Source organism: Pseudomonas sp. Pseusp18 (genome assembly GCF_059506005.1).
In genome coordinates, this window is record NZ_CP169240.1 from 2,576,555 (window position 1) to 2,600,678 (window position 24,124).

Here is a 24,124-nt window from a genome sequence, read left to right on the forward strand (position 1 = left end):
TGAAGGCTCGTTGCTCATGATTAACATCTGTTACGCAGGTTTAAGTGCACTTTTTTGATTGGCCATATTTTCCATGGCCACAAATGCCTGAAGTAGATCCTCTTTAAGATCCTCAAGGGCCTCTAAACCAAAACACAATCGTACCAACCCCTTTTCAATCCCCATATCCGCTTTTTCCTGCTCAGTCATCGAGGCATGGCTTCCACTAAAGGGTTGCGCAACCATTGACGTGACACAGGCCATGCCCGTACCCGTTCCAAACCATTTGAGGGAGCTGGTGAAGGTTTTGTAAAAGGGGACCAGATCGGGCCGAATATCAACAAACACAATGCCACCGTAGCCGGTCAATTGTTTACCATCGACTCGTGGATAATATACATGCTCAATAAAGGGCAGTTCCCGTAGATAGTTGAGCATGCTGGAGGTTGTGTTGCTGTGTTTCTCCATGCGCAGGTTAAATGTCTGCATGCTTCTGCGGAGCAGCCATGCGCTATTAGGCGCTAATATTGAGCCTGAGTAAAAGCGGCCTTCGAGGAGGCGCGTATAAATCATTTCATTGTTGACGAGTACCAGGCCGCCCATGACATCGCTATGCCCGGAGAAATACTTCGTTGCGCTGTACAGAGAAATATCCGCGCCGAAGTTCAGAGGCTTTTGAAATATCGGAGTGGCCCACGTGTTGTCAACGACCACCAGAGCGTGTGGGTTGTTTTGCTTAACCGCCTTGCTGACCGCATGAATATCAATGTCTTTCAGAAAGGGATTGGTCGGTGTTTCGAAAATGACCATGTCCACGTCCGACGGCAACTCTTTCAATCCACTTTCCGTGGTGAGATCCAGAATCGTCAGTTTCGCACCGATACGTGCCGCATATCGCTGAAACAGCTTATAAGAACAGCCATAGATATATTTGTTGATCACCAGCGACCCACCGGGTTTCAGCAGCTCCAGCACCATGTAGATGGCACTCATTCCGGTGCTGTAGGCCAAGGCGTATTCGCTTCCTTCCAGTGCAGCGACAACCTGCTCCAGCTCAGTCACATTGGGATTGGCTTTTCTCGAGTAGAAGAACGCCGAGTCGGCGCTAAAAGCGCTGCACTGATAAATAGGCGTCACGGATGGGTGGGCCTCTCGGTCATCGACCCTGATGTGGAGTATTTCAGTAGACACGCTCATGATTTGCTCACCAGTTTGATAACCTGCTCATACATGTTCTGCTTGCCTTCATACCCAATGGTCGGCGTGATGTCGTTTTGCGAAATACCAATCTCTTCAATCGACTCGGTTGGGAAGTGAGCCCTGTCGAATACTTCATGAAGATTTGAGTTCACCCCCTTGGGAAGCCAGACTTCAGGGCCTGATTCATCAATTCGTGCCTTGGCAATAATAAATCGATAGCTTTCATACGGCCGCAATGTCAGTGATTTCCAATCACTGTTGAGCCCGTCGGTATAGTTGCGCCGCAGGTAGACGGTCTGTTCAAAGTCTTCAGTATTCAGCACTTGGGCGTGCAGCGATACGATATCCCCATGCCACTCGAACTTTCGCTTCTCGTAAGAGGTCAATGCAGCCTCTCGCAGTTCAACAGGCGTGTTCGCTTTGTGTTCGCCCAGTAACTTGAAGTGTGCGTCGTGCCCACACCGGGTGCAGCAACCGTTGCTATCCAATCCGATCAGTTCAGCATTCAAACCGTAGCGGGTAACGAGTAGAGCGTTACAATTATTGCAGTTGGTATTGGTGCCCTCGACATCATTTACGTTGCCCAGATAAACATGCTCAACCCCCATGCTCCGGGCAATGTCCCGGGCCTTCAGGAGTCTATCCACGGGCGTCCTGATGCTATTACTCATTTTATAATCAGGGTGAAACCTTACAAAGTGGAGCGGTACATTCGGGCCCAGTTCATCCAGTACCCACTGGCTGATTTTCCTGGCGGTATCCTCATCGTCACTGATATCGGTAACCATCAAGGTGCTGACTTCAACATATTTACCAGCATCGTATACTTTCTTGATGCCAGCCAGAACGGGCTCTACCCAGCCTGTTGTGACTTTTCGATAGTATTCGGGGGAGATGGATTTTAGCGAAATCGAGAATATGTCGATGACGGGCAATAGTTCATCAATGGCTTCTTCACTGATAAAAAAAGCTGATTTATATAAATTGATTAAGCCCGCTTCCTTTGCCAGCTTTGCCGTATCGAGGATGAATTCATGCCAGACAACAGGGTCGTTATACGTCCAGGAGATAACGCGTATACCATGCTTCAAGGCGGTTTCTACAACCTGTTCAGGCGTATAGTAGTAAACATCTTTGTCTGTCACATACTTGGCCTGAGAGGTCTTCCAATTGTGGCAGTAGCCGCAGTTAAGCATGCAGCCGATATTGCCTAGGGAAAGGATTCGCTCTCCGGGAGCAAAGTGGAATACCGCCTCGGTTTCGATGGTCTCTTCGGTGCTGTGAACGCCTTTGCCATAATTTAATGTAACTAACCGGCCGCCTCTGTTTCCGCGCACCTTGCAAAAACCTACTTTACCCTCCTGAATGACACAGTTTCGGGGAGAAAGATGACACTTTACAACGCCGTTCGGGAGTATTTCTTCCAACTTTGCAGGCGTGCTTTCCAAGGTCCAGTTTTTATTTTTTGTAGTGTCCATCTCTCACTCCTCATTTTACGGAAGTTGCTGTCAATATCATCGGTTTAAATAGTCGAGGCGAAACAATCCCGCCGCCACAGTGGCAGCAATCCCCTAGTAGTTATTGATAGGCGGAAGAAACGCTGGTCAATCCATAATTCTTAAGTGAAAAACGCCTGGCGTTTATATTCATGAATGGCTGTATAAGAGGGCCTATGACCAACAAGAATGCAATGGTTCCCATACCGAAGGGCCCGCCTAGAAGCCATCCGGTTGAAAAGATGCCAATTTCAATTATCATTTTGGCTTTGGTGAATGACCACGCCCATTTGGACACCATGGTAAGCACCACAAGGTCCATGATTCTGATACCAATACCGCTCATGATAATCAGTGCAGACGAATAAGCACACAGCACCAGACCCATCGCCAATATCGTGTACTCATTCACTCTGACAATCAAATACTCTCCAAGCCCCAGCACGGACCAGAGGTCAATCAACAGACCTGTAAGTGTGGTTGTAACAAATGGGCTTATCGGAGGATATTTCTTGTTCCAGAGCATCCACCACAGCAGAAAGAATAGAGAAACGATACCCGAACAAACGCCCATTCCGAGCATGAGTATTTTATTTATCGAGATGATCAGGACATCTAAGGGGTCAGTCCCCAGTTGACTGACTATGAAAAACTTGGCCCCCACCGAGAAAAGGGCGACGCCAGCCAGATACATAAAAATCTGATCCGTCTTGAAATCACGAAAACTTAGGACTTGCGTTCCAATATAATTCGCGAATGATGGATAGGATTTTTTTTCACACTTTATTTTTTCATCTTCCATACGAACACCATCCCTGGAGGAGAATATTTTATTATGCAGTGCGTAACGCTAAGGATTCAGAGCTATTGATTACCCGGGTTCTTGTTAGGCTTTACCGGGCTGCAAATAGACTAGCACTCTGCTTTATTTTGGTGCATTATTTTTTAATGAAAACCGGGTGCTTTTCATTAAAATTTATACTTTTTGCTGTGGGAGCTTACATGGACCGTATAGACATCAAAATCTTGGGGAAGGTGCAGGACTTTGGTCGCATTTCCATCACGGAGCTGTCCAAGCACGCAGGTCTTTCTATTCCCGCCACCACTGATCGGTTGCGAAAGCTCGAAGATTCTGGGGTCATCAAGGGATATAGCGCTCAGTTAGATCCAACCAAACTAGGGTTCGGCATATCTGCTGTCGTCGGCATGACCACCCTCAAGCCTGCGAAATCCAAATTGATAGCGACGCTCAACGACATACCCGAAGTCGTTGAGTGCCTGCACGTCACGGGTAACGACTCCTACCTGATCAGGATCTATGCCAGGTCAATGGCCGATATCGAAAATATCATTGCGAAGATCAACGCGTACGGTGAGACACGTACAAGCATTGTCTTGTCTGTCCCCATCGAGAGAAGAAAGCTTGTCCCTTGAGCCCGTACATAGAACAGTCAGCTGTCAGCTATTTCAAGGGTGATCATTTTGTTTGCCCGGAACGGCGCCACCAGCGATTCATCTGTCCCTGAATCGGTAATTAACGTCCACGGCTCTTTGAGGAACGGTGAACAATGTCATGCCGGTCGCAGACACTTGGGGTACTGCGGCCGATGTGCCTGCGCCCACTAACGTACTTGGCCGCGATTGCCCCACAGGGAACACAAGACTCGCCTTGGCATGTCTTGTGTTTTTTCAAGCGATGCTCTCCGATGCAACAGGTTCTCGCGAGGCAGCGCGTGCCGCCAGGAAGGCAAGAACTGCCGCCACGCCCAGCAGCGTGGCGCTCAACTCGAAAGTCGCTCGATAGCCGTTCGAGTCAAATACCAGCCCGCCAACGGTTGCGCCGGATGCAATGGCCAGTTGGATGATCGCCACCATTAAGCCGCCTCCGGCTTCAGCATCCTCTGGCAATGTTCTGGCCAGCCATGTCCACCATCCCACCGGCGCCGCGGTCGCAACCAGCCCCCAGAGGCCCAACAAGACGGTGGTGGTAGTCGCAGAGCTGCCGAACGAAACGAGTGCCAGTGCGATCGCCGCCATCAATATCGGGATGACGATGAGGGTGCGATGCAGGCCATTTTTCAAGAATGCTTCAATCAGGAAGGTTCCCGCGAGGCCTGCCAGGCCGAGGACGAGCAACATCAGTGACAGCATGGAAATACTGACGTGCGTGACCGTTTCAAGGAACGGGCGCAGGTAGGTAAATAGCATGAACTGGCCCATGAAAAAGACACTGACCGCCGCCATGCCTAACGCGACCGGTGTGCTTTTCATCAGCCTGAAAACATTTCCAGTGCCTGAACCGCTTTGCGACTTCATCGCAGGAAGGCTCGCCCAAAGCCAGAGACTGGCGATTACCGCGACCGGGATGACGCACAAAAATGCGCCGCGCCATCCGATGAAGGCTCCGAGAAAACTGCCCAGAGGTGCTGCAATCACTGTCGCCAGAGCGTTGCCGCCATTGACGACTGCCATGGCGCGAGCGATCTGGTCGTCAGGCACCAGGCGTATGGCAGTTGCCGCCGACAATGACCAGAAACCACCAATTGCTACGCCGATCAGCGCGCGGCCGGCCATGAACACCCAGTAGTTCGGCGCGAACGCGACCACGGTTCCCGAAACGATCATCAGCAGCGTCAGGGACAACAGCAGTGGCTTGCGGTCGACCCGCGCCGCCACCGAAGCGGTCAGGAGGCTAGCGAATAGCGCAAACAGCCCAGAGACTGAAATGCCCTGGCCCGCTTGCCCTTCGGTGATATGCAGATCGGCGGCAATCGGTGTCAGCAGGCTGACGGGCATGAACTCCGATGCCACCAGGACGAAGGCGGCGAGCGACATGGCGAATACGGCACCCCATGATTGTTCAGGTTTTCGCGGGGCTGAGAGCGTGGGTTGGATCATTGATTGAATCCCGTAATGCGCGAAGCGTCGCGGCCCCGGGAACGAGGCCGCGCGTGAGAACGGATGCCCGGCCAGGGCACTGTTCAGTGCTACTTCAGGTTGCTTTTGAAGAATGTGGTCAACTTGGCGAATGGAATGAGGTCGACCCGGTCGTAAAGATCCACATGGCCGGCATCTGGAATGATGAGCAGTTCTTTAGGTTCTGCCGCGCGTTTGTAGGCATCCTCGCTGAACTCGAGTGAGTGTGCCCGGGCGCCAGCAATGAACAGCAGTGGGCGAGGGGAGATCGTCTCGATGTCGTTGAACGGATAGAAGTTCATGAATTTCACGTTGCTGGTCAGCGTCGGCATGGTGGTTGTCTGTGCCGATGCGCCGGCAGGGGTGACCTCGCCACGCGGTGTGCGATAGAAATCGTAGAACTCGTCACCCACGGCGTTGCCGGTCAGCTTCAGTGGTGAGCCGCTGGTATAGCGGACTTCGCCACCCCAGAATTCGGCGTTGCGCTGCTGCGCCGCTTCGCGAATGATTTGCTGGCGTTGTTCGATCGTTACACTGTGCTTGAGGCCATTACGATTGGCGGCGCCCATGTCGTACATGCTGACGGTGGCGATGGCCTTCAGGCGCGGATCGATCTTGGCCGCACTGATGGCGAAGCTGCCACTGCCGCAAATACCGATGACGCCGATACGTTCACGGTCGACCAATGGGCGAGAGCCGAGAAAGTCCACGGCGGCACTGAAGTCTTCGGCGTAGATATCAGGCGAAACGGCCTGGCGAGGCGTGCCTTCACTTTCACCCCAGAAGGACAAGTCCAGCGACAGTGTGACAAATCCCTGCTCGGCCATTTTTGTGGCGTAGAGGTTTGCACTCTGCTCCTTCACTGCCCCCATTGGATGACCGACAATGATCGCGGCATTCTTCGATTGAGGATTGAGGTTCTTCAGGATGAACAGATTGCCCACCACCTTCATGCCGTATTGATTCTTGAAGGTGACCTTTTCTACCGTCACTTTTTCGCTTTTGTAGAAGTTGTCCGCGCCGTTCGACAGATCGGCTCCCGTTGAAGAAAAAGAGGTAACAAGCAGCCCTAGGGCAAGCAAAATGCCTTTCACTGAATAGTCCTTTTGATGAGTGGTAATTCGCTGGCGCCTTTCGCTTAGCCAGCCAATGTGGCGTTGTCGATCACGAAGCGATACTTGACGTCGCCCTTGAGCATCCGCTCATAGGATTCGTTGATCTGATCGACCTGGACCAACTCGATGTCGGCGACGATGCCGTGCTCGGCGCAGAAATCCAGCATCTCCTGCGTCTCGGGGATACCGCCGATCATCGAGCCGGCAATCGTTCGTCGTTTCATGATCAGGTTGAACACATTGGGCGATGGATGCGGCGAGGCGGGCGCACCGACCAGGGTCAGCGCACCATCGCGCTTGAGTAGAACCTGGAAGGCATCGAGATCGTGGGGGGCTGCGACGGTGTTGAGGATGAAGTCGAAGCTCTTGGCATGCGCGGCCATCTCCTCAGCGTTGCGCGATACCACCACTTCGTCCGCGCCCAATTCCTTCGCCGCTTCGCGCTTGGATTCGGATGTAGTGAACGCCACAACGTGGGCGCCCATCGCGTGGGCCAGCTTGATGCCCATGTGGCCCAGGCCACCAATGCCGACCACGCCGATTTTCTTGCCCGGCCCGGCGTTCCAGTGACGGAGTGGGGAGTAGGTGGTGATGCCCGCACACAGCAGTGGTGCGACGGCGGCCAGTTGTTCTTCGGGATGGCGAATACGCAGAACATAACGTTCATGCACCACGATGTTTTGTGAGTAGCCGCCGAGCGTCCAGCCAGGTGCGTCCGGGGTCGGGAAGTTGTAGGTGCCGACCATGCCGTCGCAATAGTTTTCCAGCCCCGTGGCACAGTCTTCACAGTGTTTGCAGCTGTCGACGATGCAACCGACACCGACCAGATCGCCGACTTTGAAATCCACAACATGCGCGCCGACCGCCGATACACGACCCACAATTTCGTGCCCCGGTACGCATGGAAATTGCGTGCCCGCCCACTCGGCGCGCACTTGGTGCAAGTCCGAATGGCAGATGCCGCAAAAGGCAATATCGATCTGAACGTCATGGGTGGCGGGTGTGCGGCGAATGATTTGCAACGGTTCAAGGGGCTTGTCGCCCGCATGAGCACCGTAGGCTTGTACAAGCATGGGAGAGTCCTCAATGGCTTTGTCGGATGAACATTTTCCGGCTCTGCCCAGACTCCCTGTAGTGCATTGCGCTGGATTACTTGCCTGATTCTATGAGTCTCTGTTTTTTTGCAGGACGGTCGTAAGCGGGCGAGTTAGAGTTCAGCGAAGAGGTACAAGGCGAACATGACGATCAAACACGAGACTACTGCTCAACACCTGTCGCCACAAGAAACGCTCGTGCGGATCATTGGCGAGCAGATCCCGAAACCAGGTGACTACGGAACGCCCATTGCGGGCCTGGGCTTTTTCAGGCGCGAACATCCGTCGCCGCCCGTCGTCTGCATGGTCGAGCCAAGCATCATCCTCGTCGCCCAAGGTGAGAAACAGTTGTGGGTAGGTGGCGAGGGCTACCCGTATGACACGTCGCGATTTCTGATCACCTCATTGGACTTGCCCGCCAATTCTGAGGTGCTGGTGGCAAGCCCGGAGCAGCCATGCCTGGGGCTGACTTTGAAGCTCGATCTGCGCATGTTGGCTGAGCTGATAGTGCAGGGTGACTTGCCGCCAACCCGTGATCGATCAGTGGTGAAAGGTGTCGGGATTGGTTCAGTAACGCCTGCCATGTTGGCGTCGTTCGAGCGCTTGCTGGCGCTACTCGATGAACCCGAAGCCATCCCTGTGCTTGCGCCCTTGATTCAGCGCGAGATTCACTATCGTCTCTTGAAGAGTGATCAGGCTGCCAGGTTGCGGCAGATTACCTCGGTCGATGGCCAGGGTTATCGCATCGCAAAAGCCATCGACTGGCTGAAGTTGAATTACGCCTCGGCGCTTCGCGTCGAAGAACTTGCGGCGCGAGTGCAGATGAGCACGCCCACCTTTCATCACCACTTCCGCCAGCTCACCTCGATGAGCCCGTTGCAGTACCAGAAGTGGTTGCGATTGAACGAGGCGAGGCGATTGATGCTCAACGAGCATCAGGAAGTATCAAGCGCAGCCTACCAGGTCGGCTATGAAAGCCCGTCGCAGTTCAGCCGCGAATACAGCCGTCTGTTTGGCGTACCCCCCAAGCGGGATATTGCGATGTTGCGAGGGCAGGGGGTAGCAACATAAATACACCCTGTCAGGCAGGCGCCATCAGGACGGTTCTCAGCTGGCAGCTAAGGCTATACAAGGCCGACAAACGACAGAATAACCAGGACAATCACAACTGCCCCGACGATGTAGATAATATTGTTCATGAAAGCCACCTCTCTATCCCAACAGGATTGCGACACCACGGTGCCTATACAGATGACACCTTCGTTCGCAGTTACGTTCCCCGAACCAGTCTCGACGACGGCACCTCGCAGTAACCTTGGCTAATTTGCATGTGCTCAAGGAGCGCGCCGTGGCTGCAGGACACCATCCCGTTCGGCTTACTCCAGTGTTTTCCCAGCCTGAGCGATTGGGCAATTTGCGGGCAAACAGTAAACTGGTAGGCGTTTTGTCGTTGAAGGGCACCAGTCTTCGCGGACCAGATTGGCAAGCAACACACCACGCTATCGACGGCTAGCAAAGGAGGGCGACGGGGTTGAGCGAAGGTCAACCCAAGCTAATTTATGGTGCGAGGAAAGGTTGCAGTGAATGTTGTTCCGCTCGTTAGAGAAGACGTTACAGCCACGTCGCCGTGGTGCGCCCTGGCGATCTCACGAACAATGAACAAACCCAGCCCGACACTTCTAAGTTCAGCATTGTCATGACTGCCGCGGATCATCGGTTCGAACAGGTCCTTGAGCAACTCAGGTGGTATGGGTGTGCCAAGGTTGTGGACTGTAATAATGACCGCTGGATCTTCGATGCGCGAAGAAACGGTGACTCCGCTATCGGCAGCACCGTAGGCCACTGCATTGGCGACCAGGTTGCCGATGAGCTGATAGAGTCGATCACTGTCGGCAGTAAAGTCACCTTGCCCATAACGCAGGTGGGTCAATTCATGCCCGGGGAACGCCAGACTCAACTCGTCCAGACAGTCGGCCACCAGTTCGTGTAGATCGACGGGTTTGGGCAGAACTGCGATACCTCGCCCGACCTGCGTCAAGGTGAAATCCAGCAGATCGGCCACCAGGCGCTGCGCGCGCTCTGCGGAGTGGGTGATGTGGCCAAGGATTTGTGCCTGCTTAGCATCCATCTCCCTGCGGCCCAGCAGTTCTGTTGCCATTTTTATCGCCGACAATGGGTTGCGCAGGTCGTGACTGACAATCCCGATAAGCTGCTCGGCGAACAGGGCCCGGTCTTCCGCCGCGGCGTAAGTGATGCGCAGCTTGTCTTGGGTGATATCCATCACCCGTTGATCCTTGAGGTGTTTTGCCAAATGTCTTTCTGCGAGCATTCGGGCATGGAGCAGCTCACGCTCGTATCTTTGCCGATCTTCGGCTTTGAACAGCGTCATTTCATGAAATATGCCAGCAGAACTCTCACAACGGACGGCGCTGAGCATCATCGGAATTGAATGTCCGTTGTAGTGAACGAGATCGAATTTGACATCAGCGATCACGCCCTGGATTTGCATAAGGGGCGCCCAGTACGTCCTGTGAAACGTCCTCCCTTCAGGGCTCATCAGGTCTTGGATGTGACGACCGACCAGCTCACTCCTGCGGTAGCCAATCCAGCGGCAGAAGGTGAGGTTGACCTGTGCGATCTGGCCATTTTCTGCGGTAGGCAGTAAGCCACAATCAGCTTCATCGAAGAGAATTTCAGAACCGGGCAGCGAGTCGTCATCTGCGGGCATTTGTATTCACTGACCAATGGGGCCGATATCTGAAAAATTATAGACACCACTTGGGCAAGGACTCTCAAAATTTACTCCTTTTGCAGTGCTTGGTCTCGACATACGGAGGGTTAGCCAATCTGTTGCATCAACTCTTCGAGGCAGCCACTGTCGACCGGCTCAAGTGATGAAGTTTGTGGGCGCTCGGAAAAGTCGTTCAAAATGGCCGATTCGTGACTAGATATCTTATCGGTCACAAGTTGTCAGTCGGCGATTGGGTGAGTAAGCTGTTCCCATGAATCAGCCATCAATATCTTCAGCTTCGCCCAGCCCCCGTGGCCCAGCCGATCACGACATTCGAGATCAGATTGTTGCGGCGGCCAACGAACACTTCAGTCAGTACGGCTACGGCAAAACCACGGTTTCCGACCTGGCTAGGGCCATTGGGTTTTCCAAGGCCTACATCTACAAATTTTTTGATTCCAAGCAGGCGATCGGTGAAGCCATCTGTGCAAATTGTCTGGCAGAAATCGTCGCGGCTGTGGAGCAGGCGATCAATGTAGAAGACCTGTCGCCGACGGAACGCTTTCGACGATTGGTCAAAACTGTGGTCGCCACAGGCGTGAATCTGTTCTTTAACGACCGAAAACTCTATGACATTGCAGCATTTGCGGCGTCGGAAAGCTGGCCCAGTACGCAGGCTTATGACGCACAGATCAAACGCTTCGTGTTGCAAATCGTGCGGGAAGGGCGAGAGATCAGCGAATTTGAACGCAAGACTCCCCTGGACGAAACAGTAGAAGCGATACATCTGGCTTTGCGGCCTTTCGTCAATCCTTTACTCCTGCAGTACAACCTCGATTATGTCGAGGAGGCGCCCACGCTCACCGCCAACCTCATTTTGCGTAGCCTCATGCCTTGACCTTCGGCTAACGGTTTTACGTCATGCCTGTGTAAGCGACACATCACCAAAACGGCTTTTCACTTTGCCCTTCTTCCAGTCGTCGAAGGGCATTTCATTTATTCGCATTGTGACTGTTGACTGAATTGGTCACATGAATAAATATGGTGAGCCGTTACTTCTACTGCTTCATCTCAGTGATCCCATAGAGTTCAAACAATGAAAAAAATGTTGCTCAAGAGCCCATTTGGCCTCGCTGTCGTGCTCGCATCTTCAAATGTGTTTGCAAGCGGTTTCGCTCTCAATGAACAAAGCGTCAGTGGGATGGGGTCCGGGTTTGCCGGGCGCTCCTCATCCGCTGAAGATGCGAGCACGGTCTTCGGTAATCCGGCGGGTATGTCTCGATTGAAAAGAGAGCAGGTCAGCGTGGGCGCGGCGACTCTATTCGCGAAGACCGACATAAGCCAAACCCGCAGTACATTCGGAGGCCAGGAAGACGGCGACATGGTGCCAACCACCACAGTGCCTATGGGTTACTACGTCAAACCCATCGATGAGCATTGGGTGTTCGGTGTAGGTTTTTATGTACCTTTCGGTCTGATGACTGACTACGGCAGCGATTTTGCCGGGCGTTACTACGCCAACAAAAGTGAGGTCACGACCCTTACGTTCCAGCCCACCATCAGCTATGCCTTTAACGACAAAGTTTCGATCGGGTTCGGTCCGACTATCAACCGCATCACCGGTGAGCTGTCCGGGATGGTGCCCAATCCACTTAGCCCAGGTCGCAATGACGGAAAACTCAAAAGCACGGGCGATGACACGGCCCTCGGTTTCAACGCCGGTATCCTGGTGCAGGCTACAGACCAAACTCGCTTGGGCATGACTTACCATTCCAAGGTCAGTTACCACTTGGACGCCAAGACCAAGGTCACCGACGGCATCTTTAGCGTGTTGGGGGTCAGCGGTCGGAGTTATGACGCTTCACTGGATGTGGATACCCCAGAGTCAGTGGATTTCTCGGTGACTCATCAGCTCAATAATGACTGGACTCTATATTTGGGGAGTACCTGGACACGTTGGAGTCGCTTTAAAGAATTAACCATCGAGAACACGGGTTTACCCCCTTTGTTGAGCGGCTCGCTGGGCACGATTACCGAAGAACAGAACTGGCATGATACGTGGGCTCACGCTATCGGCACGGCGTACAAATTGAACAGCCAATGGGTACTTCGCGCAGGCTTCTCGGTCGACCAGTCTCCCACCAACAACACCAACCGTGGACCACGTATTCCTACGGGTGACCGGAAGGTTATCAGCTTCGGTGCTGGCTGGACTCCGGCGGACAATGTCACGATCGATGTTGCTTATTCCTACCTATGGGAGGAGAGCGTGCGGATCAACGACGCCTCTGCGAATAGAGGTGCATACAGTGCCAAATTTAAGAACAGTGCAAACGGGCTCGGTACGTCTGTGAGTTACCGCTTCTAATTGAGTGCTGTTACACGATGAATGTCCTGTCGGGAGCACGCGTTGCCTCCCGACCTTTAGGAACACATCTCGGGCCTTTCCCCTGAGGTAAAAGGCCTCTTTGTCGCCCCCTCAGACTCCCATCACCTGCGCCATAAGGCCCTGATGAAACCGACGAGGCGTGGCCCAAGTCAAGACAGTAATGGCCTTGTTGCCAAAACCCGGCACCACACTCATGCGTCCGGCTTGCAGTGCACGGATTCCTGCACGCACGACGGGTTGGGGCTGCATCATCACCCTTTTCAAGACCGGCGTGATCTTTTGCTTGGCGCTTTCTGCAAATCCGGTATCCGACATTCCTGGGCACAGTGCGGTAACGACGACGCCGTCATTTTTCAGTTCGCGATGAAGCGCATCAGAGAAGCGAAGAACATAGGCTTTCGCGGCAGAGTAAACGGCGAAATTCTTCACGCCCTGGAAGGACAGCAAGCTGGCGACCATCAGGATGTGCCCACGTTTGCGGGCTCGCATGTCGGCCGCGAAAAGGCGTGTCAGGGCTGTCAGGCTGGCGATATCCAAATCAATCATGGTCAGGGACTCATCCAGAGGTTGATCCAGGAAAGGCCCCTGCAATCCATGACCCGCATTGTTGATGAGCACATCGATCACTATATTGCGTTCGCTGAGTCGCTCATGCAGTCCGATGATCGCCGGGATCGAGGACAGGTCTACTTGTTCGACGATCACATCAACGCCGAAGCGTTCGCGCAACTGCGCCGATAGCGCTTCGAGCTTACTCAGCCTTCTTGCTACCAGAACGAGCGATTTTCCCTGCGCTGCATATTGCCGGGCAAACTCCTCGCCAAATCCGCTTGATGCGCCGGTGATGAGCACCCAGGAATTTTCGTTCGACTTCATTTCGCTTTACTCCGGTTGGTTTCTATTGAGCAATTGGCTGCTGACCGCGTCAGTCGGTGAGCGAACCCACTCTCGGATTGGGTAGTAGCTGAAAGAGGGGGGAGGTGCGTGCATCAAGTGCTACATCACCTGGTTAAATCATCGTGTCGCAACAGGCTGGGCTTCAGGAGGCTGCCAGCCACCACCGAGCGCCTTGAATGCCGCGACCGCCGCCCGTGCTGATTCCGTTCGTGCTTGTGCCCGGGCATCGGAAGCCTGCAGCATCGTCTCGTCGGCGTGCAGGACGTCGATCAGGCTGGCCGTGCCTTTCTCATAGGCAATGAACGACGATTGGCGAGCCTGTGTCAGAGACGCCTCTCCCCCGGTGAGGGTGGTTGCTTGAGCTTCCCGATTCACCAGTGAGGAGAGCGCGTTCTCCACATCCTCGGTGGCGCGCAGCACGGACTGACGGTAAGCGGCCAGGGTTTCGGCTTCCTGTCCCTTGGCTTGGTCGATTTGGGCGTTTATGCGACCGAAGTCGAAGAGTCTCCAGTGCAGGCCCAGTACGCCCGCTGACTGGCTGGCGCCGCTGGTGAAAAGATTGCCTGCGGATACAGCCGTAGCACTACCCAGCAATGCGCTGAGGGAGAATTTCGGGTAGTACTCAGCAATCGCCTCCCCGATGCGTGCGTTTGAGGCCGCAAGACGGCGCTCAGCCACAATGAGGTCTGGCCTGCGGCGCAGCAAATCGGCCGGCGTTCCCATCGCCTTTAATTGCGGCGCTACAGGAATGCTCCCCGCACTTGCCAGTTGTGTGCGGTGAGTGCCTGGCGGCGCGCCGAGCATGACATCCAGCGCATTCATGGCAGCATCCAGACCGGTCTGCAGGACCGGCACTGTCGCCTGGACCTGCGATAGCGCCCCTTCGGCCTGGCGAACCTGATAGTTGGCGGCGAGCCCCTTGCTGTAGAGCAATTGGACTTTCTCTAGTAGCTCCTGCTGTGTTTTGACTTGTCGGTTCGCAATGTCCAGCCGGGTCTGCAGTCCGCGGATAGTGATGTAGATATCGGCGGTCTGTGCAGCGACGGCCAATCGTGTGGCAGCGACGCCCGCCTGGGAAGCCTGGTACTCGGCCAGAGCAGCCTCGCGTCCGCGGCGCAATCCGCCAAAGACATCTACCTCCCAGCTGGCATCGAGGTTGGCCTCGTAGGAACTTCCGTACCGGTCATAGCCAGGCGTTGAGTTCAACACCTGGCCGAGCGGCGTCTCGATTGACTGGTAGGAGCGCGCGGCCTGTCCGCTGATGTTCCCCGAGGGCAGTAAAGCGGCATTTGCGGCGCCCAGTCCGGCCCGCGCCTGCGTGACTCGCGCCGACGCCTGCGCCAGATCCAGGTTCTGCTCAAGTGCCTTGGAGACGAAGTCGGCTAACAGCGGATCACCAAAGCCTTCCCACCAGGCGACAAGACTGGCCGGCGTCGCCCCAGGCCTCTGTTCGACAGAAGACTGCCCCAAGTAATGGTCCGACAGCGGGGCGTCCGGACGGTGATAGTCCGGACCGACCGCGCAACCTGTCATCAAGCTGGCACTCACCAAGAGAGCAATGGGGCGGAGGGGAGGCATTGAGGTACCTTCAATCGAGGATGTTTGTGACTATATTACGTTATGGTCACTATCTGTCAATCGACGCTCTTTGGGCTGAGCTCGAGGTTGGCCAGCAGTATTCGGCAATACTAGTGCTGAGATCATGGGGTTCGGTACTTCATGATTCGTGACCATTGACAGGTATGGTCACTAGACTGAGAATGAAGCGCCAGTCCTATTTGTTTAAGTAAGGGAACCTATGCGCCGGCTTCGACCTGTCCCCATTGCCGCTTGCTTGTTGCCTCTCGTCCTGACGGCGTGTGGCGACTCATCCACCGTTGAAGATCCACGTACGCATGCCCCTCTGGTGAGGTCCTCTGCGGTTCAGGGTTCGTCCGACGTCTCACGTTCTTTCACGGGCGTCGTGGCTGCCCGCGTCCAGGGCGACCTGGGCTTCCGGGTATCAGGCAAGGTGCTTGAGCGTCTGGTTGACACCGGTCAGACCGTTAAGCGCGGTCAGCCACTCATGCGTCTCGACCCAATCGACCTGGGGTTGCAGGCGCGAGCACAGCAAGAGTCGGTCATCGCCGCTCGGGCCCGAGCCAAGCAGACTGCAGATGACGAGGCGCGATATCGCGACCTGGTCGCCGCAGGCGCTATTTCCGCATCGGCTTACGACCAGATCAAAGCCGCAGCGGATACCGCAAAGGCGCAGCTCAGCGCCGCTGAAGCGCAGGCTGATGTAGCCCGCAATGCTTCTGGTTATGCGGTGCTGTTTGCGGATTCCGACGGCGTAGTGGTGGAGACGCTCGCCGAGCCCGGACAAGTCGTCAGCCCGGGACAGCCCGTGGTTCGACTGGCGCGGGCAGGGCAACGTGAAGCCATCGTGCATCTGCCCGAGACGCTACGCCCCGCAGCAGGATCCACCGCGCAGGCGACGCTTTATGGCAATACCACGGGTGCTGTTACAGCGAAGCTGAGGCTGCTTTCTGACTCGGCCGACCGAATGACACGCACCTTCGAGGCGCGGTATGTGCTTGAGGGGGCGCTGGCCAATGCACCGCTAGGTTCGACCGTCACGCTTCGGATCGCTGAAGGCACCACGCAAGGGCAGGGGCTGCAAGTACCGATCGCTGCCGTTTATGACCCGGGCCAAGGCACTGGTGTGTGGGTCATCGCCGGTACACCGGCGAAGGTGGCCTGGCGACCTGTTCAAGTCCTGGGCTTGAGCGACGACGCAGCGCGAGTCGCAGGCGATCTCAAGGTCGGCGAGCAGATTGTAGCGTTAGGCGCGCATCTGCTGCGCGATGGTGAGGAGGTGAGGCTGGCTCAACCGGATGGCGTCAAGGTCGCAGGGAGTCATCCATGAGCGAGGGGCGCTTCAATCTCTCCGCGATCGCTGTTCGCGAGCGCTCCATCACGGTGTTTCTGATCTTCCTGATCGCCGTTGCGGGCATCCTGTCGTTCTTCCAGCTGGGGCGTGCGGAAGATCCTCCGTTTACGGTCAAGCAGTTGACGGTCATTACCGCGTGGCCGGGCGCCACGGCGCAGGAGATGCAGGATCAGGTAGCAGAGCCACTTGAAAAACGCCTGCAAGAACTGAAATGGTACGACCGCACGGAAACCTACACCCGTCCTGGCCTCGCCTTCACCATGGTGTCACTGCGCGATAGCACGCCGCCCTCGCAAGTGCAGGAGGAGTTCTATCAGGCGCGTAAAAAGCTCGACGATGAGGCCAGGAAGCTGCCGGCGGGTGTCATCGGGCCAATGGTCAACGACGAGTTTTCGGACGTGACATTTGCACTGTTCGCCCTGAAAGCCAAAGGCGAACCGCAGCGACTGTTGGTGCGTGATGCAGAGTCGTTGCGTCAACAACTGTTGCATGTTCCGGGCGTGAAGAAGGTCAACATTATTGGGGAGCAACCCGAGCGCATCTTTGTTTCCTTTTCCCATGATCGGCTGGCCACCTTGGGCGTATCGCCTCAGGACATCTTTGCCGCGCTGAATAATCAGAACGTGCTCACGCCTGCCGGCTCGATCGAAAGCGACGGGCCGCAGGTTTTTCTTCGGCTGGATGGCGCCTTCGACAAGGTGCAGAAGATTCGTGACACACCCATTGCGGTTCAGGGGCGGACGCTGAAGCTCTCGGACGTGGCGACGATCGAACGTGGTTATGAAGATCCGGCAACCTTTCTCGTGCGTAATAACGGTGAAGAGGCCTTGTTGCTGGGGATCGTGATGCGTGAGGGTTGGAACGGTCTTGACCTGGGCAAGGCGTTGGACGCGGAGACGGTCAAGATCAATGAAGGCATGCCGTTGGGCATGACGCTCTCCAAGGTCACCGATCAATCTGTAAATATCAGTTCGGCCGTCGGCGAGTTCATGGTCAAGTTTTTCGTCGCGCTGCTTGTGGTGATGCTTGTCTGCTTTCTCAGCATGGGCTGGCGTGTAGGCGTTGTGGTCGCTGCGGCTGTGCCGTTGACGTTGGCGGTGGTGTTTGTGGTGATGGCGGCCACTGGAAAGAACTTTGACCGTATCACCCTTGGCTCGTTGATTCTGGCGCTCGGACTGTTGGTGGACGACGCCATCATTGCTATCGAAATGATGGTGGTGAAAATGGAGGAGGGCTACGACCGCATCAAAGCTTCCGCGTATGCCTGGAGTCATACGGCCGCACCGATGCTTTCCGGTACGCTGGTGACGGCTATCGGCTTTATGCCCAACGGTTTCGCGCAGTCGACAGCCGGCGAGTACACCAGCAACATGTTCTGGATCGTGGGCATTGCCCTGATTGCCTCCTGGGTGGTTGCGGTAGCTTTTACCCCGTACCTGGGTGTGAAGATGTTGCCGAACATCAAGAAGGTGGAGGGTGGTCATGCGGCCATCTACAACACCCGAAATTACAACCGCTTCCGCCAGGTGTTGACGCGTGTCATCGCTCGCAAATGGCTGGTAGCCGGTACTGTTATCGCAATGTTTGGCGTGGCGATTCTCGGCATGAGCCTGGTCAAGAAACAGTTCTTCCCTACCTCGGACCGTCCAGAGGTATTGATTGAAGTGCAAATGCCTTATGGAACCTCCATTGAGCAGACCAGCGCCACCACCGCCAAGATAGAGGCCTGGCTGCAAAAGCAGGGTGAGGCAAAAATCGTCACGGCCTATATCGGGCAAGGCGCGCCGCGTTTCTATCTGGCGATGGCGCCGGAACTCCCTGATCCATCGTTTGCGAAGATTGTGGTGCTGACGGACAGCCAGGAGGAGCGCGAGGCCCTCAAGTTCCGTCTCCGCGAAGCCGCTGCTGAGGGACTTGCCCCAGAAGCGCGTGTCAGGGTGACTCAGCTTGTGTTTGGTCCATATTCGCCGTTCCCTGTTGCCTATCGGGTGATGGGGCCTGATCCGTCAAAATTGCGCGAGATCGCGGGCCAGGTGCTGGACGTGATGCAGTCGAGCCCGATGATGAGAACCGTCAACACTGACTGGGGGCCACTGACGCCGACGCTGCATTTCGCCCTGGATCAGGATCGCTTGGAGGCGGTGGGGTTGACGTCAAACTCAGTCGCGCAGCAACTGCAATTCCTGTTGACCGGAGTACCGATCACCGCAGTTCGTGAGGACATTCGCTCGGTGCAGGTGGTCGGTCGCGCAGCGGGTGATATCCGGCTCGATCCCGCCAAGATAGAAGGTTTTACGCTGGTGGGCACGGCGGGTCAGCGGATTCCGCTGTCTCAGGTGGGAGAGGTCGATGTTCGTATGGAGGATCCGATCCTCCGACGTCGTGACCGCACGCCGACCATTACCGTGCGCGGTGACATTGCCGAAGGCTTGCAGCCACCGGACGTCTCGAGCGTGATCATGAAAGAGCTGCAGCCGGTCATCGACCAGCTGCCTGACGGGTACCGGATCGAGCAGGCGGGTGCAATCGAGGAGTCGGGTAAAGCCGGTAAAGCGATGTTGCCGCTGTTCCCGATCATGATTGCCATGACGCTGCTGATCATTATTCTGCAGGTACGTTCGATCTCGGCGATGGTCATGGTGTTCCTCACCTCGCCACTGGGGTTGATTGGTGTGGTGCCGACACTGCTTATCTTCCAGCAGCCGTTTGGTATCAACGCTCTGGTAGGTCTAATCGCCCTTTCAGGCATTTTGATGCGCAATACGCTGATTCTGATTGGGCAAATCCATCACAACGCCCAAGAAGGGCTGGATCCGTTTCACGCGGTGGTCGAAGCCACGGTCCAACGTGCCCGCCCGGTACTGCTGACAGCGCTGGCGGCGATCCTGGCATTCATTCCCCTGACACACTCCGTCTTCTGGGGGACGCTGGCCTACACGCTGATCGGAGGCACGTTCGTCGGAACCATCATGACGCTGGTGTTCCTGCCAGCGATGTACTCCATCTGGTTCAAGATCCGTCCTGACCATACGGGGAAAACTGAACCAGCCGATAAGCAAGCAAGCCTGGTGGATAGGACGCCACCTCGTCCTCTCGACGTTCACCAAACCACAGAGCTTTAGCCGTAGGCCATAGCGTGCTGCTTTAGTGGGCGTCGACGTGGCTGTTTACCTGACACCGAACCGCCGAGGGGACGCAACGTCTCCTCGGCGGCCAACGTTCAGTCAGTCACAGACCCTTGCGGTATTCTCCCGGCGAAACTGTCCACCAGGCTTGCCACCACCATCTCTCCCATTCGCGTGCGAGTCTGCAGCGTCGCACTCGCGCGATGGGGCTGCAGCACCACGTTCTCGTTGGCAAACAGTGTCTCGGGGACGTTCGGTTCATCGACAAACACATCCAGTGCCGCACCTGCGATCTCTCCAGCGGCCAGTGCCGTCACCAGATCGACCTCGTTGACCAGCTTGCCGCGCGCCACGTTGATCAGATACCCGTCCTTGCCCAGTGCGTGCAGCACCTCGGCATTGATGATGGCTTCAGCCTTGTCGGCAGCGGCCGCGAGAATCAGTGCATCACTGTTGCTGGCCAGCTGCTTCAGATCGGCGATGAACGTGTGGTTCACATCGCTCATCGGCTGCAGATCGGTGTAACTGATCGGGCAGCCGAACGCCGCGGCCCGGGTCGCCACGGCACGGCCGACCCGGCCCATGCCGACGATGCCGATGCGCATGCCCGACACCTGACGTGCCAACGGCAACGGAGCCAACGGCGTCGGGCTATGGGGCCATTGGCCCGAACGCACATAACGATCACTGGTGCACAGACCCCGGCACACGGCAATCAACAATCCGATGGCCAGGTCGGCGACGTCTTCGGTCAGCGCTCCGATGGTTGCCGTTACGCGGATTCCGCGATCCCGGGCGTAAGCCAGATCCACCGCATCGGTACCCACGCCGTTGACCGCCACCACTTCCAGTTTCGGTAGTTGCGCCATCAGCGCCTGGCTGATCCCGGTATGCCCGCCGGTGATCACCCCGCGAATGTTCGCACCGTGTTCCTGCAAATAAGCCTGCTTGTCGGCCTGCTGGAAGTAACGTCTGACGGTAAACAGCTCATCAAGCCGCGCGTTGATTTCAGGGATCAGGATCGGGCTGAGCTGCAAGACTTCTGACTTCATGTAAACCTCGTGTAGCGGAATTAAGAAGGCCGGTTTAACCGCGACCGGCAAACGGCATGGCACTGGCCATGACGGTCATGTTCAGGACGTTCGCTTCCAGCGGCAGACCGGCGATGTAACGCACGGCATCGGCCACATGTTTGACGTCCACCATCGGCTCCACGGCGATGGTGCCGTTGGCCTGGCGCACGCCTTTGGTCATGCGCACCGACATTTCGGTCAAGGCGTTGCCGATGTCGATCTGGCTGCAGGCGATGTTGAATTCGCGCCCGTCCAGGGCCAGGGATTTGGTCAGCCCCAGCACCGCATGTTTGCTGGCGGTGTAGGCGCTGCTGAAGGGGCGTGGGGTATGCGCCGAGATCGAGCCGTTATTGATGATGCGTCCGCCCTGTGGCTGTTGCCGGCGCATCAGTGCGAAGGCACCACGGGCGCAGAGGAAAACGCCGTTGAGGTTGGTGTCGATCACGTTTCGCCACTGCTCGAACGTCAGCTCATCGAGCGGCACTGCAGGGGCGTTGACCCCGGCGTTGTTGAACACCACGTCGAGGCGTCCGTATACCTCGGTGATGGTGGCAAACAGCGCATCGACACTGATCGGGTCGCGCACATCAGTGGTCACCGCCAACGCTTCGTGTCCTTCGCTGAGCGCCAATTCGACCAAGGCCTGCAAAGGCTCCGCTCGGCGACCGGCCAACACCAGGGTGAATCCGTCTGCCATCAGAGCCAGCGCCACGGCGCGGCCGATTCCGCTGCCGGCGCCGGTGACCAGGGCCACTTTCAAAGGACTGGACATATTGTTATCTCCTTTTTTCAATTCACGAGAGCGTACGTCGGGTTCAAGGTCGCTGACCGACGCGCATTTCCAGTTGGCCGATGCCGTCGATCCCGGCATTGATGATGTCGCCCGGTTGCAGCACATCTACGCCCGCCGGGCTGCCGGTCATGATCAAGTCACCGGCCCGGAGCGCTACCGATTGCGAGATGCGGCTGATGACTTCACTGACCGACCAGATCTGGCTGTCGAGGCTGTCGCGTTGGCGCTCTTCGCCGTTGACGTTCAGCCACAAATCACCGTCCGGGTGTCCGGCGCGAGTCACCGGCACGATGGCGGTCATCGGCGCGGCGCCGTCGAACACCTTGGCGCCTTCCCACGGCAAACCATCGCTTTTGGCCGCACGCTGGACATCACGGCGGGTCAGGTCAAGGCCGACGGCATAGCCCCAGACATAGGCCAGCGCCTGACTCTCCGGAATATTGGCGCCGCCTTCGCCGATGGCCACGACCAATTCGATTTCGTGGACAAACTCTTCGGTCAACGGCGGGAAAGTCACTTCACCCGCCGCATCCACCACGTTGCTCGCCGGTTTCATGAAGAACACCGGCGGCTGGCGGGACTGGCCTTGGGTGTCTGGCCAAGGGTAGTTGCGGCCGACGCAAAATACCCGGCCAACGGGAAAGCGTTGCTGGCTGCCCACGACTGGCAAGGTCACGGGCAGGTCCGGGGTAAACACGTACTCGGTCATCGTCATTTTTGTAGTCGTCCTGTTTGAAGCGTCAGCGTACGGCGGCAATCTTTTGCAAAGTTGGACGAAAGCCGCCTCGTGTTGGAGAAAAACGGTTTCTTGGCTCAGCGCGCCTTGAGTTCGATGCGATACAAGCGACCGAGCAGCAACGAATAGGACAAGGTCCCCATCAGCGCCACGCCGCCAATGAACCAGAAGGCGTAGGCAAACGAGCCTGTTGCGTGGACGATTCCGCCAATCACAATCGGGGTGACGATCCCGCCGATGTTGGCAGCCAGGCTGGTGACCCCGCCGGTCAATCCGATCAACTCCTTCGGCGCGACTTCCGACACCGCCGCCCACGACGAGGAGGCGATACCCTGGGCGAAGAAAGCAATGGTCAGCACGGCAATGCAGATCACGTTCGAGTCGGTGAAATTCACCAGCACGATCGACATACCCAGCATCGAGCCGACCACCAATGGCAACTTGCGAGCGAAGGACATTGAGTAACCACGACGGATCAGCAAGTCGGAGACGATGCCGGCCAGCAGAATGCCGACCGTTGCACCTACGAACGGCAGCACGGCGAAGACCCCGGCCTTGATCATGGTCAGCTTGCGTTCTTCGATCAGATACGTCGGGAACCAGGTCAGGAAGAAGTACAACGCCGAGGTGCTGGCGAACTTGCCGATGCAAATCGCCCAGATCTGCCGATAGCTGAACAGCTCGGCGATCTGCCGCCAGTTGAACCGGGTGCGCTCCTGACTGCTCTTGACCAGTCCACCGCCGGCTTCGATGTACTTCAGTTCTTCCTGGCTGACGTTCTTGCAGCTCAGCGGATCGCGGTACACGTAGAGCCAGATCACACCAAACACAATGCCGAGTATCCCGGTGCTGTAGAAAACATGGCGCCAGTCATAGGTCGTGGCCAGCCATAACAGCATGCCGGTAAACAATGCCGTGCCCAGATACTGGCCGCACACGTAAATGCTGCTGGCCAGGCCCCGTTCGCGGGCCGGGAACCACACCGTGACCGCTCGGCTGTTGGCCGGAAACGCTGGAGCTTCCATGGCGCCGACAGCCAGGCGCAGCCCGAACAGCGAAGCGAACCCAGTGGCAAAGCCTTGGCACACGGTGACCGTCGACCAACTGATCAGCGACACCCCGTAGGTGAACCGGGAACCGAAGCGATCGGCGATGAACCCGGCGGGGACCAGAGCGAGTGCGTAGGTCCAGGCAAACGCGGAAAAAATCAGGCCCATTTCGATCTTGTCCAGGCCCAGGTCCTTGGCCATGAACGGTGCGGCAATCGAGATATTTACGCGGTCGATGTAGTTGATGATGGTCGCAATCAGCAGCAATGACAGCATGAACCAGCGCCGCCGCGTCGGTAGTCGCTGAGGCAACAGGGCGTCCCGGGCGCCGGCGCTCACCGACGGCGCGGTGGACGGGGAGGTTTGCGAATTCGACATGAGTAGACCTTTTTATTGTTAGGAGAATCGAGATGTTCGCGCGCAGCCGAAGCCGATGCCCCCAGTGCCGGGGCAGGGCAATCGCTACTTGAATGAGGGCGCGGACAGCTACTGTCAGGCGCTCAGATACGCCTTCGGACTGGCTCGGTCGGGGGAGGGTTGGCGAGGGAAAAAAGCAGGTTCATCACGAGCGCACCTTTTGATTGTTTTTGGAAGGGTCG

Annotated in this window: 19 protein-coding genes; 6 read left to right on the top strand and 13 right to left on the bottom strand. The window is 56.4% G+C overall.

Annotated features, from left to right (window positions below; translation table 11 throughout):
* Positions 1 to 30: 30 nt before the first annotated feature.
* The 3 genes from ACEN9A_RS11710 to ACEN9A_RS11720 form a co-directional block, all read right to left on the bottom strand.
* The gene (locus ACEN9A_RS11710) at positions 31 to 1,176 is read right to left on the bottom strand and encodes a trans-sulfuration enzyme family protein (RefSeq protein WP_018927728.1); all 1,146 of its coding nucleotides are present in this window, start codon (positions 1,174 to 1,176) and stop codon (positions 31 to 33) included.
* A complete protein-coding gene (gene amrS, locus ACEN9A_RS11715) occupies positions 1,173 to 2,657 on the bottom strand; it encodes an AmmeMemoRadiSam system radical SAM enzyme (protein ID WP_258673617.1) in 1,485 nt (494 codons plus the stop codon). Before amrS ends, ACEN9A_RS11710 begins: the two co-directional genes overlap by 4 nt.
* 100 nt (positions 2,658 to 2,757) lie before the next feature.
* Entirely contained in the window at positions 2,758 to 3,477 is a 720-nt protein-coding gene (locus ACEN9A_RS11720) for a YczE/YyaS/YitT family protein (RefSeq protein WP_258673618.1), read from the bottom strand.
* Positions 3,478 to 3,677: 200 nt separating this feature from the next.
* Between ACEN9A_RS11720 and ACEN9A_RS11725 the strand changes: the two genes are divergently transcribed.
* Positions 3,678 to 4,109 (top strand): Lrp/AsnC family transcriptional regulator, encoded by a 432-nt coding sequence (locus ACEN9A_RS11725; RefSeq protein WP_019578517.1) that lies wholly within the window; start codon positions 3,678 to 3,680, stop codon positions 4,107 to 4,109.
* 255 nt (positions 4,110 to 4,364) lie between these two features.
* On the opposite strand, the gene ACEN9A_RS11730 is transcribed toward ACEN9A_RS11725, so the two are convergent.
* From ACEN9A_RS11730 to ACEN9A_RS11740, 3 genes are all read right to left on the bottom strand, one after another.
* On the bottom strand, positions 4,365 to 5,573 hold the full coding sequence (locus ACEN9A_RS11730) for an MFS transporter (RefSeq protein WP_258673621.1): 1,209 nt from the start codon (positions 5,571 to 5,573) through the stop codon (positions 4,365 to 4,367).
* Between the two features lie 89 nt (positions 5,574 to 5,662).
* Positions 5,663 to 6,685, bottom strand: a complete 1,023-nt coding sequence (locus ACEN9A_RS11735) for an alpha/beta hydrolase (RefSeq protein ID WP_018927734.1) — start codon at positions 6,683 to 6,685, stop codon at positions 5,663 to 5,665.
* Between the two features lie 44 nt (positions 6,686 to 6,729).
* A complete protein-coding gene (locus ACEN9A_RS11740) occupies positions 6,730 to 7,779 on the bottom strand; it encodes an NAD(P)-dependent alcohol dehydrogenase (protein ID WP_258673623.1) in 1,050 nt (349 codons plus the stop codon).
* A gap of 165 nt (positions 7,780 to 7,944) precedes the next feature.
* Here ACEN9A_RS11740 and ACEN9A_RS11745 point away from each other — a divergent pair, with 165 nt between their 5' ends.
* Positions 7,945 to 8,871 carry an AraC family transcriptional regulator gene (locus ACEN9A_RS11745; protein ID WP_258673626.1) on the top strand — a complete coding sequence of 309 codons (927 nt, stop codon included), beginning with the start codon at positions 7,945 to 7,947 and terminating at the stop codon, positions 8,869 to 8,871.
* Between the two features lie 481 nt (positions 8,872 to 9,352).
* Here the strand turns inward: ACEN9A_RS11745 and ACEN9A_RS11750 are convergent, their stop codons facing one another.
* Positions 9,353 to 10,528 carry a PAS domain-containing sensor histidine kinase gene (locus ACEN9A_RS11750; RefSeq protein WP_258673627.1) on the bottom strand — a complete coding sequence of 392 codons (1,176 nt, stop codon included), beginning with the start codon at positions 10,526 to 10,528 and terminating at the stop codon, positions 9,353 to 9,355.
* Between the two features lie 274 nt (positions 10,529 to 10,802).
* On the opposite strand from ACEN9A_RS11750, the gene ACEN9A_RS11755 reads away from it, so the two are divergent.
* Together ACEN9A_RS11755 and ACEN9A_RS11760 are read left to right on the top strand one after the other, a co-directional pair.
* Entirely contained in the window at positions 10,803 to 11,429 is a 627-nt protein-coding gene (locus tag ACEN9A_RS11755) for a TetR/AcrR family transcriptional regulator (RefSeq protein ID WP_258673628.1), read from the top strand.
* Positions 11,430 to 11,627: 198 nt separating this feature from the next.
* Positions 11,628 to 12,899 carry an OmpP1/FadL family transporter gene (locus tag ACEN9A_RS11760; protein ID WP_258673629.1) on the top strand — a complete coding sequence of 424 codons (1,272 nt, stop codon included), beginning with the start codon at positions 11,628 to 11,630 and terminating at the stop codon, positions 12,897 to 12,899.
* Positions 12,900 to 13,010: 111 nt separating this feature from the next.
* Here the strand turns inward: ACEN9A_RS11760 and ACEN9A_RS11765 are convergent, their stop codons facing one another.
* Both ACEN9A_RS11765 and ACEN9A_RS11770 read right to left on the bottom strand, forming a co-directional pair.
* Positions 13,011 to 13,796 carry an SDR family NAD(P)-dependent oxidoreductase gene (locus ACEN9A_RS11765; protein WP_138867303.1) on the bottom strand — a complete coding sequence of 262 codons (786 nt, stop codon included), beginning with the start codon at positions 13,794 to 13,796 and terminating at the stop codon, positions 13,011 to 13,013.
* Positions 13,797 to 13,934: 138 nt separating this feature from the next.
* Positions 13,935 to 15,395: an efflux transporter outer membrane subunit gene (locus ACEN9A_RS11770; protein WP_258673636.1), complete on the bottom strand. Its 1,461-nt coding sequence runs from the start codon at positions 15,393 to 15,395 to the stop codon at positions 13,935 to 13,937.
* 220 nt (positions 15,396 to 15,615) lie between these two features.
* Here ACEN9A_RS11770 and ACEN9A_RS11775 point away from each other — a divergent pair, with 220 nt between their 5' ends.
* Positions 15,616 to 16,725: an efflux RND transporter periplasmic adaptor subunit gene (locus tag ACEN9A_RS11775; RefSeq protein WP_258673638.1), complete on the top strand. Its 1,110-nt coding sequence runs from the start codon at positions 15,616 to 15,618 to the stop codon at positions 16,723 to 16,725.
* Positions 16,722 to 19,871 (top strand): efflux RND transporter permease subunit, encoded by a 3,150-nt coding sequence (locus ACEN9A_RS11780; protein WP_258673639.1) that lies wholly within the window; start codon positions 16,722 to 16,724, stop codon positions 19,869 to 19,871. The genes ACEN9A_RS11775 and ACEN9A_RS11780 overlap by 4 nt, the downstream gene beginning before the upstream one ends.
* 98 nt (positions 19,872 to 19,969) lie before the next feature.
* Here the strand turns inward: ACEN9A_RS11780 and ACEN9A_RS11785 are convergent, their stop codons facing one another.
* The 4 genes from ACEN9A_RS11785 to ACEN9A_RS11800 form a co-directional block, all read right to left on the bottom strand.
* Positions 19,970 to 20,926: a 2-hydroxyacid dehydrogenase gene (locus ACEN9A_RS11785; protein WP_086945748.1), complete on the bottom strand. Its 957-nt coding sequence runs from the start codon at positions 20,924 to 20,926 to the stop codon at positions 19,970 to 19,972.
* 34 nt (positions 20,927 to 20,960) lie between these two features.
* On the bottom strand, positions 20,961 to 21,719 hold the full coding sequence (locus tag ACEN9A_RS11790) for an SDR family oxidoreductase (RefSeq protein ID WP_413386557.1): 759 nt from the start codon (positions 21,717 to 21,719) through the stop codon (positions 20,961 to 20,963).
* A 43-nt stretch (positions 21,720 to 21,762) separates the two neighbouring features.
* Positions 21,763 to 22,455, bottom strand: coding sequence for a fumarylacetoacetate hydrolase family protein (locus tag ACEN9A_RS11795; RefSeq protein WP_258673640.1), 693 nt, complete (start codon positions 22,453 to 22,455; stop codon positions 21,763 to 21,765).
* A gap of 98 nt (positions 22,456 to 22,553) precedes the next feature.
* Positions 22,554 to 23,903: an MFS transporter gene (locus ACEN9A_RS11800; RefSeq protein WP_258673641.1), complete on the bottom strand. Its 1,350-nt coding sequence runs from the start codon at positions 23,901 to 23,903 to the stop codon at positions 22,554 to 22,556.
* Positions 23,904 to 24,124 lie beyond the last annotated feature (221 nt).

What these genes read in the sequence shown, in the direction of transcription:
- ACEN9A_RS11775 (WP_258673638.1), top strand. Translation starts at nt 15,616, where the DNA reads ATGCGCCGGCTTCGACCTGTCCCCATTGCCGCTTGCTTGTTGCCTCTC.
- ACEN9A_RS11755 (WP_258673628.1), top strand. Translation starts at nt 10,803, where the DNA reads ATGAATCAGCCATCAATATCTTCAGCTTCGCCCAGCCCCCGTGGCCCA.
- ACEN9A_RS11750 (WP_258673627.1), bottom strand. Translation starts at nt 10,528, where the DNA reads ATGCCCGCAGATGACGACTCGCTGCCCGGTTCTGAAATTCTCTTCGAT.
- ACEN9A_RS11765 (WP_138867303.1), bottom strand. Translation starts at nt 13,796, where the DNA reads ATGAAGTCGAACGAAAATTCCTGGGTGCTCATCACCGGCGCATCAAGC.
- ACEN9A_RS11760 (WP_258673629.1), top strand. Translation starts at nt 11,628, where the DNA reads ATGAAAAAAATGTTGCTCAAGAGCCCATTTGGCCTCGCTGTCGTGCTC.
- ACEN9A_RS11770 (WP_258673636.1), bottom strand. Translation starts at nt 15,395, where the DNA reads ATGCCTCCCCTCCGCCCCATTGCTCTCTTGGTGAGTGCCAGCTTGATG.
- ACEN9A_RS11740 (WP_258673623.1), bottom strand. Translation starts at nt 7,779, where the DNA reads ATGCTTGTACAAGCCTACGGTGCTCATGCGGGCGACAAGCCCCTTGAA.
- ACEN9A_RS11710 (WP_018927728.1), bottom strand. Translation starts at nt 1,176, where the DNA reads ATGAGCGTGTCTACTGAAATACTCCACATCAGGGTCGATGACCGAGAG.
- ACEN9A_RS11745 (WP_258673626.1), top strand. Translation starts at nt 7,945, where the DNA reads ATGACGATCAAACACGAGACTACTGCTCAACACCTGTCGCCACAAGAA.
- ACEN9A_RS11780 (WP_258673639.1), top strand. Translation starts at nt 16,722, where the DNA reads ATGAGCGAGGGGCGCTTCAATCTCTCCGCGATCGCTGTTCGCGAGCGC.
- amrS (WP_258673617.1), bottom strand. Translation starts at nt 2,657, where the DNA reads ATGGACACTACAAAAAATAAAAACTGGACCTTGGAAAGCACGCCTGCA.
- ACEN9A_RS11725 (WP_019578517.1), top strand. Translation starts at nt 3,678, where the DNA reads ATGGACCGTATAGACATCAAAATCTTGGGGAAGGTGCAGGACTTTGGT.
- ACEN9A_RS11785 (WP_086945748.1), bottom strand. Translation starts at nt 20,926, where the DNA reads ATGAAGTCAGAAGTCTTGCAGCTCAGCCCGATCCTGATCCCTGAAATC.
- ACEN9A_RS11800 (WP_258673641.1), bottom strand. Translation starts at nt 23,903, where the DNA reads ATGTCGAATTCGCAAACCTCCCCGTCCACCGCGCCGTCGGTGAGCGCC.
- ACEN9A_RS11795 (WP_258673640.1), bottom strand. Translation starts at nt 22,455, where the DNA reads ATGACGATGACCGAGTACGTGTTTACCCCGGACCTGCCCGTGACCTTG.
- ACEN9A_RS11790 (WP_413386557.1), bottom strand. Translation starts at nt 21,719, where the DNA reads ATGTCCAGTCCTTTGAAAGTGGCCCTGGTCACCGGCGCCGGCAGCGGA.
- ACEN9A_RS11720 (WP_258673618.1), bottom strand. Translation starts at nt 3,477, where the DNA reads ATGGAAGATGAAAAAATAAAGTGTGAAAAAAAATCCTATCCATCATTC.
- ACEN9A_RS11730 (WP_258673621.1), bottom strand. Translation starts at nt 5,573, where the DNA reads ATGATCCAACCCACGCTCTCAGCCCCGCGAAAACCTGAACAATCATGG.